The sequence below is a fragment of the Acidithiobacillus ferridurans genome, from assembly GCF_003966655.1.
Lineage (GTDB): Bacteria > Pseudomonadota > Gammaproteobacteria > Acidithiobacillales > Acidithiobacillaceae > Acidithiobacillus > Acidithiobacillus ferridurans.
Window position 1 is genome coordinate 432,872 of record NZ_AP018795.1, and the last position, 18,364, is coordinate 451,235.

Genomic DNA, 18,364 nt, shown 5'->3' on the forward strand with positions numbered 1-18,364 from the left:
GGCAAGTTTGGATCATATCCGCAGAAAGCCACACCAGGCGTCCCCGCGTAATCGACGAGGCGCAAGAAACCAGCGGCAGGTGGAGGTCGGGCTGACGCCTTCTATCCGATTCCGCCTGAACCATGAGATATCCCTTGCTCCAAACATTACTCCAACGCCTTCCGCGCGTTGACAAAAATCTGCATCCAGGGTGTAGCCTCACCCCACTCCGGCGGCCGCCAGCTCATCTGCAGGCTACGCACGACCCGCTCCGGGTGCGGCATGAGGATAGACACTCGGCCGTCCTCATTACAGAGGCCGGTAACGCCTTGCGGGGAGCCGTTGGGATTGGCTGGATACTGCACTGCGGGCTGTCCCTGGGCATTCACAAAGCGCATGGTAACAGGCCCCCCTGAGCCAGGCTGATCCCCGGCGAAGTGCGCCCGCCCTTCGCCGTGGGCAATAACGATGGGCGCATAAGTGCCCGCCATACCCGCAAATAACAGCGACGGCGAATCCACGACCTCGACCATGGCCAACCGCGCTTCGAACTGCTCCGAGCGATTGCGCGCAAAACGCGGCCAGTGCGCCGCGCCGGGGATAATGTCGCGCAGCTCCGCCAACATCTGACAGCCATTACAAACGCCCAGGGCGAGGCGCGAGGTATCGGCAAAGAAGGCGGCGAAATCGTCCCGCAGACGATCGTGGAAAAGGATCGATTTGGCCCAGCCCGCACCGGCGCCCAGCACATCTCCGTAGGAAAAGCCGCCGCCAGCAGCCATTGCCTGGAAATCCGGTAAGCGATGACGACCGGCCGCAAGGTCGCTCATATGCACGTCCACGGCGGTAAAACCAGCACGATGGAAAGCCGCCGCCATCTCGATCTGGCCATTGACACCCTGTTCGCGGAGAATGGCCACACGGGGCTTGACCCCAGTTTGAATCATCGGCATCTGCGGGGTAAAAGACAGATGGGAAAACAACGGTGCGTCCTCGCTGGCCACCACAGCAAAAGCCTCCTGGGCGCAAAGCGGATCATCGCGCAGGGCCTGCATCCGGTTACTGGTCTCCGCCCAGACACGCAGTAGATCAGCGCCAGCTTCCTTCAGGACGGATTGGCCATCCTGCTGTATTTGTAAACGCCAGTGGTCGGCCTTTACCTGACCAATGACCTGCGCCCGTCCAGCGAGGCCGGCATCGGCAAAAATCTGCATCATTCGCTCGCGCTGGGCGGCTGGGGTCTGAATGACCACCCCCGGTTCCTCGGCAAAGAGGAAGGACCAGCTATCCGCTCCCGAAGGCAGTTGAATGTCCGCTCCACAACGGCTGGCGAAAGACATTTCGCAGAGAGTCGCCCACAGACCACCGTCGGAGCGGTCATGGTAGGCCAGCACCAGTTCCTGCATGCGCAACACCTGCAATGCGGAGAACAGGCCGCGCAACCACTCGGGAGCATCCAGATCGGGCGTACTATCGCCCATCTGCCCCAAAGTCTGGGCCAGAATGGAAGCGCCGAGCCGGCCGCACCCCAAGTCCACCAGCCAGAGATCCGTATCGGGTTGAGCAGACCACTGGGGGGTCCAGCTCTTCCGCAAATCCGCCACTGGCGCGAAGGCCGAGATGATCACCGACAGGGGCGACACGACGGTCTTTTCCACGCCCTCCTCTCGCCAGATAGTGCGCATGGATAGGGAGTCTTTGCCCACCGGGATGGCAAGGTCCAGCGCCGGACAGAGTTCCAGTGCCGCCGCGCGTACCGCGTCATAGAGTGCCGCGTCTTCTCCCGGATGATCCGCCGCCGCCATCCAGTTGGCCGAGAGCTTGATATCTCCCAGCGCGGCCACATCGGCGGCAAAAAGATTGGTGAGGGCTTCGGCAATGGCCAGCCGGGCGCTGGCTGCAGGATTCAACACCGCCACCGGGGCACGTTCGCCGATGGCCATGGCCTCGCCGTGGTTATTCCAGAAGTCCGCTGCCGTAACGCCGCAATCGGCCACCGGCACCTGCCACGGCCCCACCATCTGGTCGCGGTGAATCAGGCCGCCGACACTGCGGTCACCGATGGTGATCAGGAATTCCTTGCTGGCTACCGAAGGATGGCGCAGGACGGCATAGGCGGCAGCGCGCAGGTCGGCGCCGGACAGGTCCAGTGGCCGCAAATCGGGCCGCACATGCCGGCTGTCCCGCTCCATGCGCGGCGGGCAGCCCAGCAGGGCGCTGAGGGCCATATCCACCGGCCGGTCATGGAGCAGGGAATCCTCCAGAATCAGGGCATCCTCCGCCGTGGCTTCTCCCAGGACCGCACAGGGGCAGCGCTCGCGGGCGCAGATCTCCGTGAAACGCGGCAAGTCTGCTGCCGCCACGGCCAGCACATAACGCTCCTGCGCCTCATTACTCCAGATCTGCATGGGCGACATGGCCTGTTCTTCATTGGGTACCGCCCGCAGTTGCAAACGGCCTCCACGACCACCATCATGCAGCAACTCGGGAATGGCGTTGGAGAGCCCGCCCGCCCCGACATCATGGATGGACAAAATGGGGGAGTCCTCTCCCAGGGCAATACAGCGCTCGATCACTTCCTGGGCCCGGCGCTGCATTTCCGGATTGCCGCGCTGCACCGAGGCAAAATCCAGTTGCTCATCCCCTGCCCCGCTGGCCACACTGGATGCGGCGCCCCCCCCCAGACCGATGAGCATGGCCGGGCCGCCGATAACCAGCACCTTGGCGCCTTCCGGCAGGGGCTTCTTCTCCACCAGCGAGGGGCGAATCTGCCCCAGACCGCCGGCCAGCATGATGGGTTTGTGGTAGCCGCGGTGCAGCCCGTCCTGATCACATTCGAAGACCCGGAAATAACCGGCAATGGCCGGGCGGCCGAATTCATTGTTGAAGGCCGCAGCACCCAGGGGGCCTTCGCGCATGATGTCCAGCGCCGAGCGGATACGCGCCGGCTTTCCGTAAGGATTCGACTCCCATGACTGGATATAGCCGGGAATCCGCAGATGCGATACCGAGAACCCAGTCAAACCGGCCTTGGGCTTGCCGCCCCGCCCGGTGGCGCCCTCATCGCGAATCTCGCCGCCACTGCCCGTAGCCGCTCCGGGAAAAGGCGAAATGGCCGTCGGATGGTTGTGGGTTTCCACCTTCATCAGAATGGCGGTGCGCTCTTCCGCTACGGCATACGCTCCCGACACGCCCACCGCGAAAGGCCGGCTCAGCGCGCTACCCGCCATGACCGCGGCATTGTCCTTATAGGCGGATAGCGTACCCTGCGGATGCAGGCGGTGAGTTTCGCGAACCATGGCGAAGAGGCTGAGGGCCTGATCCTGGCCATCCAGCCGGAAAGCCGCATTGAACACCTTGTGCCGACAATGCTCGGAGTTGGCCTGCGCAAACATCATCAGTTCGGCATCACTGGGATCGCGGCCCAAGCCGGAAAAATAATCAAACAGATAATCCAGTTCCGCCGGAGCGAGAGCGAGCCCCATACGGTTATTGGCCGAAAGCAAGGCGGCACGCCCCTCTTTGTGCAGAGGAATGCGGGTCAGCGATGCGGGTTCCGGGTGCGCAAAAATGGTCTCTGCCGCCGCCCAGTCCGGCAACACCGACTCGGTCATGGGATCGTGCAAAAGCCCGCTCATCGCCTGTAACTCCGCCACGCTGAAGGTCGCACCGCCGACTTTGCGCAAGCGATATGAAACCCCCCGTTCAATACGCCGCACCGCACCCAATCCACAGCGTCCGGCAATATCCGTCGCCTTGCTGGACCATGGCGAGATGGTCCCGAGGCGGGGCACCACACAGACTTCCGCTGCGTCCTCTGCACGTCCTTCCGCAGCTTCCCCGTAATGCAGCAAAGCCGTCAGCACCCCCATTTCTGCCGACGTCAGGGGCGCGCCGAGATCCATCAGATGGACGTATTGAGCGACTGCGCTCTGGACGGGAAAGCCCTCGGCAACGAGGATGCGTAGCAAGTGTTGCACACGAAAGGCGGACAGCGCCGCAGGGCCGCGAAGCAGCAGCATGGGATGGTCCCTCATTCAAGAAACGCGGCAGGACGAGCCAGAAGACTATCCCGCTGGAAAGATTACGACTTTATGATGTTGCCGGAAGCGGCACACCCAGGCGGCGCGCGACTTCCACATAGGCTTCCACCACCCCGCCCAGGCCGCGACGAAAGCGATCTTTATCCATTTTCTCCAGACTCCGGGCGTCCCAGAGTCGGCAGCCGTCGGGGCTGAATTCATCGCCGAGATAAAGCTCACCGTCAAAACGCCCGAACTCCAGTTTAAAGTCCACCAGAATCAGGTTCGCTTTTGCAAATAGTGCGGACAGCAGCACATTGACCCGCATCGTCCACCGGCGCATGGCCTCTACTTCTTCTGCCGTCGCCCAGCCAAAGGTGCGAATATGGGACGTGTTGATCAGGGGGTCGTGCAGCGCATCGTTCTTCAGGAAGAATTCCAGCGTCGGCGGCTCCAGGACCCGGCCCTCCTCGATACCCAGGCGCTTGGACAAGGACCCCGCAGCCCGATTCCGCACCACACACTCCACCGGGATCATCTCCAGACGGCGCACCAGGCTTTCTCGCGCATTGAGGCGGCGGATAAAATGGGTCGGCACACCCTCACCCTGCAAATACTCCATGATGAAGGCATTGAACGCATTGTTTATCTCTCCCTTATGGGCGAGCTGCTCGACCTTTTCGCCGTCAAAAGCCGAAGTGTCATCCTTGAAATGCAGGATCAGCGCATCGGGTGATTCGCTGGCATAGACGATCTTGGCCTTGCCTTCGTAGAGAGCGATGCGTTCATTCATTGGGGTTGTCCTTCCGGGAAAACGCGAGCGAAAATGGCGTCCACATTGCGGGTGTGATAGCCAAGATCAAACAACGCCGCCAGTTCCGGCGCGCTCAGATAAGGCTGAATCTGCGGGTCCTCTGCCAGGAGAGATTTGAAGTCCGCATTCGCCTCCCAGACCTGCATCGCGTTGCGCTGCACCACCCGGTAGGCGTCTTCGCGCAGCATGCCCTTTCCGGTGAGCGCCAGCAGCACCCGCTGTGAGAAAATCAGGCCATGCATCTTGTGCAGGTTATCCAGCATCCGCTGCGGATAAACCACGAGCCGTTCCAGCAGGCCGCTCGCCCGATGGAACATGAAGTCCATGATGATGCAGGCATCGGGGCCAATCACCCGCTCCACACTGGAGTGGGAAATATCGCGCTCATGCCAGAGGGCGATATCCTCCAGCGCCATGCCCGCATAACCACGCAGCAGGCGGGCGAGACCGGTCAGGTTCTCGGAGAGGATGGGATTGCGCTTGTGGGGCATGGCGGAACTGCCCTTCTGCCCGGCGGAGAACGGCTCCTCCGCCTCCAGCACCTCGGTGCGTTGCAGATGGCGGATTTCCACGGCGATCTTCTCGATGGATCCGGCAATCACCGCCAGGGTGCCGAAAAACTCGGCATGACGGTCCCGGGAAATCACTTGCGTACTGGCCAGTTCGGGGGCCAACCCCAGATCCGCACAGACCGCTTCTTCGACACCGGGGTCGATGTTGGCGAAGGTTCCGACGGCGCCCGACAACATACCCACAGACACTGCGTCTATGGCACTGATCAGGCGTTGCCGGTTGCGCTGCGCTTCGGCACACCACACCGCCACCTTCAGACCAAAAGTGATGGGCTCCGCGTGAATGCCGTGGGAGCGGCCGATCATCACCGTGTCCTTGTGCTTCCAGGCCAGATGCACCAGTGCCTGATACAGGCGATCCATCCCTTCCAGCAGCAGTGCCCCGGAACGCTTCAACTGCAGCGCAAAACCCGTATCCACCACGTCCGAAGAGGTCAGGCCAAGGTGGATGAAGCGGCTGGACGGTCCCACATGCTCGGCCACGGACGTCAAAAAGGCAATGACGTCGTGTTTGACTTCCCGCTCGATTTCCGCAATACGGGCGCTATCAAAAGCCGCTTTCGCCTCGATCTCGGCCAGGGCGTCGGCAGGAATCTGTCCCTGCACTGCCAGCGTCCGGCAGGCCGCCAGTTCCACGTCGAGCCAGGCCTGATATTTGGCATCCTGCGTCCATAAGGCACCCATTTCCGGGCGAGTGTAGCGCTCGATCATGCCTTATCTCCGTTTTTGGGAGACAGGCCCGACTGCAGCTTGTCGAGAATTTCTGCAGACCATTTGGGCGCATCCTTGCCCACGCCCGGCGTCGTCTCCAGGACGCTGCCCGTATCGTCTTTCATGCGCAACAGCGTCACCCGGACAGAAACGGGCTTCTGTTTCTCCCGACTGCTCCAGATTGCCTTGATATTATCCCAGGTCCGCTGGAAGATGCCGCCGATGAAACTCTGTTTCTGGCCTGCCTGTGCACCGCCCTCCCGGACTTGCACTTTCCATACCCCCGTGCCTTCCCTTTGCACGGGATAGCCCAGACCCTGCAAGACCACTTGTACTGCGGGCTCCGCCTTGGCGGGGACGGCATTCAACACCAGATAAGGGCCGCGGTCATCCCGGTAGCGGGTCACTTTGATCTCCGGCATTTCTGCGAGAATGGATTCCTCGCTCAGACGTTTTTGCACCGCTTCCATAAGCTGACGATTATGCCCGGCGTCGGCGGGCACCTTCTTCCACCCCACGCTGCTGCCGTTGGGATTATTCCAGAGGCGTTCCTGTTGTATCGTCAGGATTTCCGCGCCCTTTTCACCAGCACTCAGGTGAAAGGTGTATTTCTCCCGATAGGTTGGTGCGACAGTATGCCCCAGCACAAAGGCCAGACCACTGCGGAAATCACGCCAGTCAGTGACCAGTTCACCTTGTTCAGGAGAAAATTTCGCCACCGAGGTATCATCTGCCGCCAGTACCGCTTTCAGAGCGGCCCAAATCCGCTCTGGCCGGGCGGTCGTGCTCAACCGTAAGTCCGCGCCGCTACCCAGAATCTGCGCCCCCACGCCAGCGAGGGTTTTTTCCTCTACCGGCTTCTGCCCGGCCGCCTCGTGAGGTTGAAACAGTCCATAGCCACCGGAGGCGCTATTCGTATTCGTCGGCAACTCGCTGGAAGTTACCGCTCCCCCCGGTATGGTAACCCCCGGTTGCGGCGCGTGGACCAGTAGGTCCGGCGGGATCTTCAGGGGTTCCATCACCTTGGAATCCTGGTATTGGGGCCCGTTGTTGGACTTGAAGAAGGGAATGTACGAGCACCCCCCCAAACCCAGAGTGGCAACCACGGCAAGAGCTACGTAACGGCGCATGCAAAACTCCACTGAACGCGACCAGGCGCGAGAATGATCAGATACATTGCGCCCGGCGCAAACTTTCGCGCAGACGCTCATGATGAACGGTCGAAAGGGTGGTCAGGGGCAGGCGCAGAACGGACTCCATGCGGCCCATTTCGTGCAGGGCCCACTTGACCGGGATGGGGTTGGACTCCAAAAAGAGATCCCGGTGTAATCCTGTCAATTGCACGTTGACCGCACGGGCGCCCACAAAGTCTCCAGCCAGTGCCAGGTCACACATCCGTGCCATCAGTCGGGGCGCCACGTTGGCGGTAACGGAGATCACGCCGCGCGCACCTAACGCCATGGCGGCAAGGGCAGCACCATCATCACCGCTGTAAACCTGCACCTGATCCCCGCACAAGGCCAGAATTTCGGCGACCCGTTCGACTTTGCCGCTTGCTTCCTTGATGCCGACGATATCCGCACGCGGCGCCAGGCGCGCCACCGTCTCCGGTAAAATATCACCAGCAGTGCGACCAGGAACGTTGTAGAGGATGATGGGGAAATGGCAGTGCTCAGCGATCGCCGAATAGTGTTGGAACAGTCCTTCCTGAGTGGGCTTATTGTAATAGGGGGAAACCAGCAGCGCTGCATCGGCCTTGACTTCCATGGCCGCACGGGTGAGCTCTATGGCCTCATGGGTCGCGTTGGCCCCGGTTCCGGCGATCACCGGAACGCGCCCCCTGGCCTGTTCCACCACCGTCTGGATCGCCGCCACATGTTCCCTCATTTCGAGGGTGGCGGATTCTCCCGTAGTGCCGACGGCAACCAGCGCGTGCGTCCCTTCGGCGATGTGCCACTCCACCAGTTCGCGAAGTGCAACATCATCTATTGCCCCGTCCACCTGCATGGGCGTCACCAAAGCTACCATACTGCCATGAAACATGATCCAGCTCCCGCTTTATCGCATGCCATTTCTGCCAGGGATGGTACTTGCCCGACGGCGGGCTTGGCAAGGCAAGAAACCCGCACCGTCCGCGGACGGCCATTCAGCGCATTCGGAATGGGACGATCAGAGAAAAGAAAGTGGCGCTCCCAAGGGGGTTCGAACCCCTGTTACCGACGTGAGAGGCCAGTGTCCTAGACCACTAGACGATGGGAGCGGAGCGCAGATTATAAGCTCTTCTTCCCCAAAAGCAAGACCAAGCCGATGCTCCTTCAGCCAGCATATTGAAGAATAGCCCAGAACTGCAACGCCGTACCGGCGATGACAAAAACATGCCAGATAGAATGGAAATATTTCCAGCGATCCAGCAGAAAAAAGAGGACGCCTATGGTATAGGCCAGCCCGCCAGCGGCCAGCCACCACAAAAACCAGCCGGGTGCGGAATTATAGAGCGGCACGGCGGCGAATACCGCCAGCCAGCCCATGATGAGGTAGAGCCAGAGAGAAATCGATTGCGCGCGCGTCCCAGCCATCGCCAGCAGAGAGATGCCCAGCGCCGCCAGGCCCCACTCAACAATCAGCAGCGTCCAACCCCACGAGCCATGGAGCACCATCAGCGTCACCGGGGTGTAAGTGCCGGCAATAAGGAGGTAGATGGCGGATCGGTCCACCAACTGAAAAGCCCGTTTAAGTCGCCCCGACGGCAGAATGTGATAGACGGTCGAAGCGCCGTACAGCATCACGATGGTAACCACGAATATACTGATAGTGACTACCGCGAGAGGGGTGCTGTGGAGACCTGCGCCAACGATCCACAGCACAAAAACCAGCGAGGCACCGACCGCGCCTGCGCCGTGCAGCAGACTGTTAATCCATTCTTCAACACGGGTCTGATCCCGCACCATACCGCCCGAATTCAGCTCCATCACCCGTCCGCCATTCTGCATCATGCATTTGGGTTAGTTATAACATAGTCACCCGGATTCCCGCCATGACGCGTCAGGCTCCCATGATGGGAACACGCAGATGTGCTCCCGGCTGACCCTCTCCGTGCGGCAGATTGTTGGCCAGACGCAAAGCCTCTATGCTCAGCCCGTAACGGTGCGCCACATCCGCCAGGTTTTCCGCTTTTCCCAGCACATGCCGCGTCGCAGACCACGCGCTGTCCGCCGGTGGTGCGTTCACGAAGTGGGCGAGGACCGCGTCATGCATGGTGCGCGCAAGCAGTTGACGGAAATCCGGATCACGCAGGCGTTGTTCCTCCTGCGGGTTGGAAATAAAGGCAGTCTCCACCAGCATGGACGGCACATCCGGGGCGCGCAGCACTACGAAATTGGCGTGCTGCACGGCCGCGTTGTGCAAATCCTCCACCCCTGCCAACCCGCGAATCATCATATCCGCAGCCGCAGCCGCCGCGTTCATGGCAGCCGTCTGGGTCATATTGATGAGTACCTCGTTAAGCATAAGATCATGCACCCCCGATTGTACGTGGCCGAGGAGAGGATCAGCGGCATTCTGCGTTCTGGCCAGCCAGCGGGCCGCCGCACTGGTCGCCCCCGTTTGCGACAGCGCCCAGACCGTCGAACCGCTCACTGTTCGCTCCGGAAAGGCGTCCGCATGAATGGAGACGAAGAGGTCGGCACGCTGCGCCAAGCCCAGGTGCATACGATCCATGAGCGGCACATAACGATCGGTATCACGGGACATGACCAGACGCATTCCGGGGGTGCTGCGGATCAGTCGGGCCAAAGACAGAGCAACATCCAGCACGACATCCTTCTCGCGGGTCCCCCTGGCGCCGATGGCACCCGGATCGTGGCCACCATGGCCAGGATCCAGGCAGACCACAATGGGCCGCCCCGCCCCGGCAACGGGATACGAACGGGAAGACTCCACCGCAGTTCCAGCGACGGGCATCAAATCCAGCACCAGGCGATGTGAAGCACCACCACCAGGCCCCAGAGAGAAACTATGCCAGCGTACCGTTTCCCGCAAAGGCAAGCGCAGCACCACCCCGGCGGCGCTCTCGTTCATCTCCGCGCCGCCCTGCAGTGGTCCCAGCGCAGGCACCACGGGACGGCCAAGCCAATGCTGTATGCCGGGCAACTCGATATGCAGCACTTCACCCACGCTACGGATCACCGGTGCAGCCGACAAACGCCGATTGAGATCAAAGACCAGACGCACACCGTGCCCGTAGCGGCCCACCCGCAATCCACGGAGCTGCGCAGCGGCGGCAAGATTCCAGCCGCACAACAATGCGCCGCCCAGCGCAGCCTGTCGCAGGAACTGCCGCCTTGAAGAACCCGCATCAGACATCCCGGCCATAGCGCCCCCACTATCCTTTATAAATGCTGAGTTATAGTGGTAAGTTAGAGCTTATCCGGAAGAAGTCAAGCTAATGCTTGGGTCTCAGACTCCCTGTCCTGCCAACCAACGCTGAAGTTCCGCTGCACTCATGGCGCCGCTCATCCGCGCCAGCTCTTTTCCGGCCTTGAAAAGCACCATGGTGGGGATGGAACGAATCTGAAAGCGACCACTGATTTGCTGTTCATCTTCGGTATTCACCTTGGCAAAGAGCACACGCCCCCGCATCGCCCGACCCGCCTGCTCAAACTGCGGTGCCATGGTTCGGCACGGTCCGCACCAGGGGGCCCAGAAATCGACCAGCACCGGCAATTCGTTTTTCTGAATATACTCGGAAAAACGGCTACTGCCGAGATTGACGGGGTGGTCAGGAAAAATCTGTGCGTGGCATTTGCCACACTTGGGGTTTTCCCCCAGACGCTCTTTGGGCACCCGATTGACGGCGCCACAGGCAGGACAAAGCAATATCACGGATGTCATAACTTCCCCCGATGTTTCATCGAACCGCTATTATCCATCCCCCTGGCCATCTTCCTGCAACAAGGCATCCAAGGCACCGCGACGATCCAGTGCGGCAAGGTCATCATAGCCGCCGACATGTCGGCCATTGATAAATACCTGCGGCACCGTATGCCGCCCATGTGCGAGTTTGAGCATGCTCTGGCGCAGCGCGGGGTCCCGGTCCACCCGGAGGATTTCAGGTGTGACCCCCTTACTGCACAGCAGCGCTTCGGCGCGTCGGCAATACGGGCAGGTGCCCGTCGCGTACATTCGCACTACCGCCCCTTTCACGATCACTTCTCTATCGGCAGCCCGGCACTCCGCCACGCGCCGATCCCGCCTCTCAGACTGTAAATCTTATCAAAACCGGCTTTTTTCAGGCTCGCTGCGGCGCGCGATGAACGCATGCCACTCGCACACTGACAGATGACATGATGGCCACGATGCTTCTCCAGATCCTGCATATATTTGGGCAAGTCACCCAGAGGAATGTGCCGGGCACCGGGCAGATGCCCCTGCGACCACTCTTTCTGCTCCCGCACATCGATGATCACCGCATCTTCATGGTTGATCAACTGTACCGCGGTCGCCGGGTCTACTTCATGGATACCGACCGCCCTTCGCGTCAATGGCCCCTTGAAAATCATGATGATCAGCGCCACGGCCCCAAGCAGCAAGGGCCACTGCGACTCGATAAAGAAAAGAATTTTATGCTCCATGGCTTAGCGTCCGCAGGTCCCGGAACCAGGCACTCCGAACTTGAGCAGAATGCGATCCAGTGGGCAGAAACAGGTGAAACCACTTTGCAGCAGGTTGAAACCCACAAAGAGGGTGACGACCAAAAACCACTCGCTCACAAAAATCGGGCTGCCCGAAGCCCCCAGCGCCACGCTGAGCAATACAAAAAAACCGGCAACCACCCGCACCCAACGTTCCGTATTCATCCGCAGTCAAACTCCTTGTGTATGTTTTTCCAAGCGCCGCTCCCAAAGGAAATAGAGCAGCGGAATCACGATCAATGTCAGCAATGTGGAGGCGAAAGTGCCAAATATCAAGGAAACTGCCAGCCCGCCGAAGACCGGGTCGGTCACCATGATGGCAGAGCCGAACATGATGGCGAGTGCCGTCAGGAGAATGGGGCGGAAACGCACCGCACCGCCCTGTAGCACAGCCTCTTCCAGGGTGTAGCCCTGGCGCCGGTAGTCTATAATAAAGTCAATCAACAACAATGAGTTGCGCACAACGACACCGGCCAGGGCGATGACCCCGATCATGGAGGTGGCGTTAAACGGCGTGTTCAGCAGCCAGTGCCCGGGGAAAACCCCGATCAAGGTCATCGGAATGGCGCCCATGACGATCACCGGCATCATGAAAGACTGGTAGTAGGCCACCAGCATCAAGTAGATGAATACCAGGGCAACGATAAAAGCGGCGCCGAGGTCACGGAAGACGTCGAGGGTCAGACGCATGTCACCGCCCCAGAGAATCTGGTAATGGGTAATATCATCGGGCTGGGCGGGCGAAAAACCCAAATTGGCGGTACTGAGATGCACACCGTCGATGGTCTTGCCGTCCAGCCAGTGATTCAGCGATAACACCGCGTAGACCGGGCTGGAACCCATCAGATCCCCGGTCACGTATACCACGGGATGTTGATCACGGTCATAAATTGGCTTGGCCAGCGTCGTCCGTTCGATCTGCACAATACTCGCCAGAGGCACCTGCTGCCCGCTTCGGCTCTGCACATGCAGGTCGAGTATCTGCTGCCGCCAGGCGCGATCCGTCGGAGGCATGCGGAGGACGATATCCACCGGCTCGCGGGCATTTTTCACATGCAGGGCACCCAGTTTGGTACCCGCCACGTAATCATGCACCAGCGCCGCCACCTGAGCCGGTGCGACCCCGGCCAACATGGCCTTCTGCCGATCCACATGCAGCAGGTATTCAGGTACCGTCGCCGTCACCGAGTCATCCACATTGATCATGTCGTAGACTTTACGAAAATATTGCTCGACCGAACCCGCCACCTGACGCAGCTTCTCATAGTTGGGCCCGTAGAGTTCCGCCACCACCTGAGCACGTACCGGGGGCCCCGGCGGCACCTCGAAAATCTTGATGACGGTGCCCGGGAAACGCTCCCGGACGGGTTGCAGCGCCTTATAGATTTCCACGGAAACGGCATGGGACATGGGTCGCTCATCCCGCGGCACCATGTTGATCTGGATTTGAGCGTAATTGCTGCCTTCGCGCATCATGTCACCGCGCACCAGTCCCGCGAAATCCACAGGTGCAGAACGGCCCAGGTAGGTCTGAAAATTTTCGACATAGCGATTGCGGCTGAGCACATTGCCGATCGCTTCCGTGACCTGTCCGGTCTCGGCCAGCGCAGTACCCGCTGGGGTATCTACCTGTATCATGAAATCACTGACATTACCCTCCGGCAGCATCTTCAGGTTCACCCCGAGGGCACTCAGGGGACCATTCATGCCCTGAGGGCGGATGAACTGCCACATCGGCATCAGCATCGCCAGCAGAAGTAGCACGACGACCACAATGAAAAAGACATTGCGACGCACGGAGGATTTCAGCAGGGGCGTAAACACCCGGAGGTAACCACGCTGCAGGGCGTCCGGCAGCATCGCATGCCCACTTTTCTCAGCGCTGGCCTGCCGGTCGGCTTTACTCCGCAGAAACCGGTACGCCCCCCAGGGCACCACCGTATAGGCGAGCAGAACCGACGCAATCATGGCAATTGGCACAAAAATAGGGATGGGCAACATGAAAGGCCCCATCATCCCCGTCACAAAGGCCATTGGCACGAAGGCGAGAATCACCGCCAGCGTCGCTATATTCGTTGGATTGCCGATCTCATTGCTGGCATTGATGATACAGCGCGCGAAACCATCCTTGCCGCAGCCATGCAAATGGCGATGTATGTTTTCGATGACAACGATACCGCCATCCACCAGCAACCCCAGCGACAGAATGAGCGCGAACAGGGTGATCCGGTTGATGGTCTGCCCGAGCAGCCAGCCGATGCCCAGCACCATACCCAAGGTAAGCGGCACCGTCAGAATAACGATCCCCGCCTCCCGCCAGCCGAGGAATATCATCAGGATAACCGCGACGACCGCGACGGCGATGCTGAGGTGCTCGAAAAGGGTACTGACCGCATCATCGGCACGGGCGCCGTAATCACGGGTGACGGAAACATGCACACCCTCCGGCAGTGCCTCCCGCTCCAGACGATCCAGTTTCGCCTTGATCGCGTCCGCGACGGTCACGGCATTGGTCCCCGGGCGTTTGGCAAGGGTAATGGTAACAGCCTGCATGGTCGTGCCCGCAGGCAGGCCGACCCGGTTTGCACGCCCAAGGGTATTGCTGGTCGCGATGTGATTTTCCGCGGCCCCTTCTTCCACCCGGGCCACGTCCTTCAGAAATATCGGTTGCCCGTCATGGCTGCCGATAATGAGGTTACCGACCCCCCGCGCCGAACCTATCGCCCCATTGATACGCAGGGGAATTTCCTGATTGTCGTGCACTAGGTGGCCACCCGGAAGAATGACGTTGCTCCCCCTCAGCGCCTGCTGGATATCCTGCAGACTGAGGCCGACACCGGAAAGCTTGGCCGGATTCAGCCACACATTGATGGCCAGAGGACTGCCGCCGATCACTTCGGCGTTCGCCACGTCCGGCACACTCTGCAGCCGGTTCATCAGCCGCACGCCGACCTGGCGCAATGCCAAAGGCGTCATCTGGCTGGAGCTCAGAGTCACCGACATGATCGGAACATCATTGATGCCTATGGATTTAACCAGGGGTTGTTCCGTACCGGGGGGCATTTTGTCCATATTTCGGCTGAGCTGGTTGTAGACTTCCAGCAGGCTTTTTTCTTCGTTGGCACCGACTTGGAACTCGACGGTGACCACCCCCATATCATTGATTGCGTAACCATAGGTGTGATGGACACCAGGCAGGGAAGCCATCAGGGCTTCCAGGGGCCGTATCACCAGATGGTGGACTTCCTCGCTGTCAGAGCCGGGTCGCATGATGAAAATTTCAGCAGCGGGCACTACGATCTCCGGGTTATACAGACGCGGCGTGACAAGAATCGCCAAAGCCCCGAACAGGGCAATGGCCACCATGATCAACACCGTGATCTTGGACTTATAAAACGACTGAGCGAGCCGCCCTGCCAGATTTTGCCGCTGCTCGGACTCAGCCATGGGTAGCTCCCGCTGGCTCGATGTGATCTCCGTTATTCACGGCGGCGAGATTGCCCACGACCACCGTCTCTCCCGCACTCAGCCCCGACAGAATTTCCACACCCTCCGGCGTGCTCGGACCCGGTCGCACCATGCGATAATGCGCGACACCTTGCGCGTCAACGACAAAAACACCGGGGATTCCGGCCCGATCCAGCAAGGCAGCCGCTGGCACTGTCATCACCTGCCGCTGGGTGACCGGCACTTCCACGCTGACATAGTCGCCGGCCTGTAGTGCACTGTCGGCGGGTAGGCTGAGTTTGACCGTATGGGCATGGGTCATCGCGTCCGCAGCCCCGACCAAATCCAGAACCGTTGCGGGAACACGTTTTCCCTCGGCGAGGACCGCGACTTTCTGACCGATCTGGAGGCTGCGATACAGCGTCCCGCTGACACTGCACTGGACTTCCAGTCGGGAGGTGTCCGCGAGCGCCAGAATGGGCTGACCAGGTGACGCGAGGTCTCCGTTCTGCAGGAACTTACGGGTGATGATCCCGGAGAAGGGCGCCGTTACCCGGGCATAGCGCAGTTGTGACTGCGCCGTGCCGACCCCGGCGCGGGCGGCTGCAACACGGGCCTGCGCCATGCCATAGGCCGACTTTGTCTGGTCCCACTGTTGCTTGGGAATCGCCTTTTGAGCGTACAGGACCTTGAACCGCTCATAATTGGAGCGGGCGTCGGTGAGCGCCGACTGCGCCTCAGCCAGCCCCGCCTGCGCCTGTTGCACCTGCCCCACGACATCCGCCGGATCCACCTCAAAAAGCAGTTGTCCCGCCCGTACCGGCTGTCCGTCCCGCACACTCATGGAGTGGATGTAACCACTCAGACGCGAGCTGAGCTGCACCTGCTGATGGGCAACGACCGTACCCGGCACACGGGCGAAGGCAGCCATACTTTGATTCCGCATCTGCAGCACGGGCGCAGAAACTTTACCCTGCGCCAGGGGCGCCTCGGGAGGCGATTTACTGCAGGCGGCGAGGCTTGCCATAGCGAATATCAGGGCCGCAATCCGCGCGGTTCGCTTCGGGGTGTTCATTGGGAGACTCCTTCTGCGGTGGGCACACTGCTCACACCGACGATTTCCTGAGGGTTCAGTTTGCCGATGGCCAGCAACAGGGCGCCACGGTCTGTCGCTTCCGCATAACGGGCGGAGACGAGCTCGGCACGCGTCTTATCCAGTTCCGCCTGTCCGCGCAGCAGGCCCGTCACAGTCTCTATGCCATTTTCGTAACGCAGGCGCACCATATGCTGCGCCTCCTCCATCTGCCTGACCGCAAGCTCCCGCATCCTGACACGCAACGCTGCCTCCCGCGCACTACGCCAAACCTGCGCCACCTCCAAACGCAACTTATCTTGCGCTTCCTGTAACGCGGCCAGAGTCTGCTCATGTTTCGCCCGTGCGCGATCCAGACTGCCGCCCCGCGCGAAGTCGAGCATATTCCAGGTTACTTCTCCACCTACCGTGTAGGACGGCGCCGCATTGCCGAGAGTGCGGCCATTCCATTCCTGATTGGCCATCGCGTTGATATGCGGCAGATATGCGGCGCGGGCGATGCCGATACCTTCCTGCGCCGCTTTGACCTGATGGCGGAGGGCGACGATACCCGCATTCTGCGCCATCGCATCGCTCTGCAGGCTGCTGAGCGGCGCCGCAGGCAATATGGGCCGGACAGGGCCGTTCACGGTGAGCGTCTTTTCTTCCGGCCAGCCGATCAACGTGGCAAGATTGTCCAGGGCGTTAGCCCGAGCATTCCGCGCACTTTCGACGGCCAGTTCCGCCTTTTCCAGATAGACTTCCGCGGACAACAGATCGCTTTTTATCAGTACCCCGCGCGCCAGCAGGGAGCGGCTGGTTTTGACATACGATGCGGCTGCCTGCCTGGCTTTATCCGCTACCTCAATAGACGTGTCCGCGGCGACCACACCGTCATAGGCCTTGAGGACGGCATAAACCAGCTTCTGCCGGGCCATGGTATTTCCGCTCTGGGCGGCCTCCAGCATGGCCCGCGCCTGATCGATGCGCCCCCGGATTTCCCCGCCATTCCAGATCGGAATTTCCATTTGCAGCTTGGTACCGAAATTATGGTAGCCACCCGGTTGATCCAGCCCTGTCGGCGCCACACCCAGCGCATTCGGGTTGAACTGTCCCGCGCCAAAATCGTTGAACGTTGCCTGCCGCTGCGACAGCTTCATGCCGAACACCGTCAGGGCATTGTTCGACTGGCTGGCAGAGAAAGAGGCCGCGAGTTTAGGAAGCAGATGACCACGCGCCTCGGAAACTGCGCCCTGGGCTTCTGCTTGTCGGGCATGGGCCACGAGCATTTCCGGATTTTGTCTGAGGGCAAGATCAACGCACTGATTGAAGTCGAGGGCTGCGGCGGGTAGCGACGCACCGGTAGCCATGAGCAGAACGATTGAAATGGAGCGTATTTTTTTATGAGGACGAAAGGGCATATCTTTCCTCGCCGCGACAGGCGACACCAAAGCTCGGACAACCCAATGTTGCAAGGTCCGCGCATACCAGCACGAATCCCCACCGTGGACGAACCGTCGATTCCGACCGGGCATCAATGGCTGCGCCCACAGTGGCGAACATAAGCACATCAGAATATTATTCTATAATGTAACTCATGCACATTCAAGTGCCTCCCTAATGGCCAGGGTTCCATCCTTCCCGCCATTCGGTACTGATGCGGCAGCGTTCAACGGACGCTGCAGAAAACATCGCTCATCATGGAAATCAGCCGCAGGGTACGGGGGTCACCCACACGGTAATACACCTTGTTGGCATCCTTACGGGCACGAAGAATGTCTTTCTCACGCAAAATGGCGAGATGTTGGGAGATGTTGCTCTGGGTAGTGCCGACAGCGGACACGATATCCTGCACACTCATCTCTTCCGATCCCAGCACGCACAAAACCTTGAGGCGCAGCGGGTGCGCCATAGCCTTCAGGGAACGGGAGGCCTGCTCAATATCCTCTTCACGGGTTGGTAACTGTTCCATAATCATGCCTCTTGGTGTATAGTATCTTATTGACTTCGCTTATAATTACCAAAAACCGCGGTGCTTGCGGTCACCTTGCCTTTTG

Annotated in this window: 15 protein-coding genes and 1 tRNA gene; all 16 read right to left on the minus strand. The window is 60.2% G+C overall.

Annotated features, from left to right (window positions below; all coding sequences use genetic code 11):
- Positions 1–146 precede the first annotated feature (146 nt).
- The 16 genes from purL to AFERRID_RS02205 all read right to left on the minus strand — a co-directional run bounded on the left by purL (position 147) and on the right by AFERRID_RS02205 (position 18,279).
- Positions 147–4,001, minus strand: a complete 3,855-nt coding sequence (gene purL, locus AFERRID_RS02130) for a phosphoribosylformylglycinamidine synthase (RefSeq protein WP_126604279.1) — start codon at positions 3,999–4,001, stop codon at positions 147–149.
- A 70-nt stretch (positions 4,002–4,071) separates the two neighbouring features.
- On the minus strand, positions 4,072–4,794 hold the full coding sequence (purC, locus tag AFERRID_RS02135; protein ID WP_113526534.1) for a phosphoribosylaminoimidazolesuccinocarboxamide synthase: 723 nt from the start codon (positions 4,792–4,794) through the stop codon (positions 4,072–4,074).
- The gene (purB, locus tag AFERRID_RS02140) at positions 4,791–6,098 is read right to left on the minus strand and encodes an adenylosuccinate lyase (protein WP_126604280.1); all 1,308 of its coding nucleotides are present in this window, start codon (positions 6,096–6,098) and stop codon (positions 4,791–4,793) included. The genes purC and purB overlap by 4 nt, the downstream gene beginning before the upstream one ends.
- A complete protein-coding gene (locus tag AFERRID_RS02145; RefSeq protein ID WP_126604281.1) occupies positions 6,095–7,228 on the minus strand; it encodes an outer membrane protein assembly factor BamC in 1,134 nt (377 codons plus the stop codon). The genes purB and AFERRID_RS02145 overlap by 4 nt, the downstream gene beginning before the upstream one ends.
- 37 nt (positions 7,229–7,265) lie before the next feature.
- A complete protein-coding gene (dapA, locus tag AFERRID_RS02150; protein WP_113526531.1) occupies positions 7,266–8,141 on the minus strand; it encodes a 4-hydroxy-tetrahydrodipicolinate synthase in 876 nt (291 codons plus the stop codon).
- Between the two features lie 141 nt (positions 8,142–8,282).
- Positions 8,283–8,358 (minus strand) — tRNA-Glu (locus AFERRID_RS02155).
- Between the two features lie 55 nt (positions 8,359–8,413).
- Positions 8,414–9,067 (minus strand): PAQR family membrane homeostasis protein TrhA, encoded by a 654-nt coding sequence (gene trhA / locus AFERRID_RS02160; protein WP_126604282.1) that lies wholly within the window; start codon positions 9,065–9,067, stop codon positions 8,414–8,416.
- 73 nt (positions 9,068–9,140) lie between these two features.
- Positions 9,141–10,469 (minus strand): N-acetylmuramoyl-L-alanine amidase, encoded by a 1,329-nt coding sequence (locus AFERRID_RS02165; RefSeq protein WP_113526530.1) that lies wholly within the window; start codon positions 10,467–10,469, stop codon positions 9,141–9,143.
- An 84-nt stretch (positions 10,470–10,553) separates the two neighbouring features.
- Positions 10,554–10,988: a thioredoxin TrxC gene (gene trxC / locus AFERRID_RS02170; RefSeq protein WP_113526529.1), complete on the minus strand. Its 435-nt coding sequence runs from the start codon at positions 10,986–10,988 to the stop codon at positions 10,554–10,556.
- A 30-nt stretch (positions 10,989–11,018) separates the two neighbouring features.
- Positions 11,019–11,300: a glutaredoxin 3 gene (gene grxC / locus AFERRID_RS02175; RefSeq protein ID WP_368356501.1), complete on the minus strand. Its 282-nt coding sequence runs from the start codon at positions 11,298–11,300 to the stop codon at positions 11,019–11,021.
- A gap of 2 nt (positions 11,301–11,302) precedes the next feature.
- Complete coding sequence (locus AFERRID_RS02180; protein WP_113526528.1) at positions 11,303–11,728, minus strand: rhodanese-like domain-containing protein; 426 nt, start codon at positions 11,726–11,728, stop codon at positions 11,303–11,305.
- A gap of 3 nt (positions 11,729–11,731) precedes the next feature.
- Complete coding sequence (locus AFERRID_RS02185) at positions 11,732–11,953, minus strand: YgaP family membrane protein (RefSeq protein WP_113526527.1); 222 nt, start codon at positions 11,951–11,953, stop codon at positions 11,732–11,734.
- A gap of 6 nt (positions 11,954–11,959) precedes the next feature.
- A complete protein-coding gene (locus AFERRID_RS02190) occupies positions 11,960–15,235 on the minus strand; it encodes an efflux RND transporter permease subunit (protein WP_126604283.1) in 3,276 nt (1,091 codons plus the stop codon).
- On the minus strand, positions 15,228–16,310 hold the full coding sequence (locus tag AFERRID_RS02195) for an efflux RND transporter periplasmic adaptor subunit (protein ID WP_126604284.1): 1,083 nt from the start codon (positions 16,308–16,310) through the stop codon (positions 15,228–15,230). Before AFERRID_RS02195 ends, AFERRID_RS02190 begins: the two co-directional genes overlap by 8 nt.
- Positions 16,307–17,728, minus strand: a complete 1,422-nt coding sequence (locus tag AFERRID_RS02200) for a TolC family protein (RefSeq protein ID WP_113526524.1) — start codon at positions 17,726–17,728, stop codon at positions 16,307–16,309. The genes AFERRID_RS02195 and AFERRID_RS02200 overlap by 4 nt, the downstream gene beginning before the upstream one ends.
- A gap of 248 nt (positions 17,729–17,976) precedes the next feature.
- Positions 17,977–18,279 carry an ArsR/SmtB family transcription factor gene (locus tag AFERRID_RS02205; protein WP_012537155.1) on the minus strand — a complete coding sequence of 101 codons (303 nt, stop codon included), beginning with the start codon at positions 18,277–18,279 and terminating at the stop codon, positions 17,977–17,979.
- Positions 18,280–18,364: the final 85 nt, after the last annotated feature.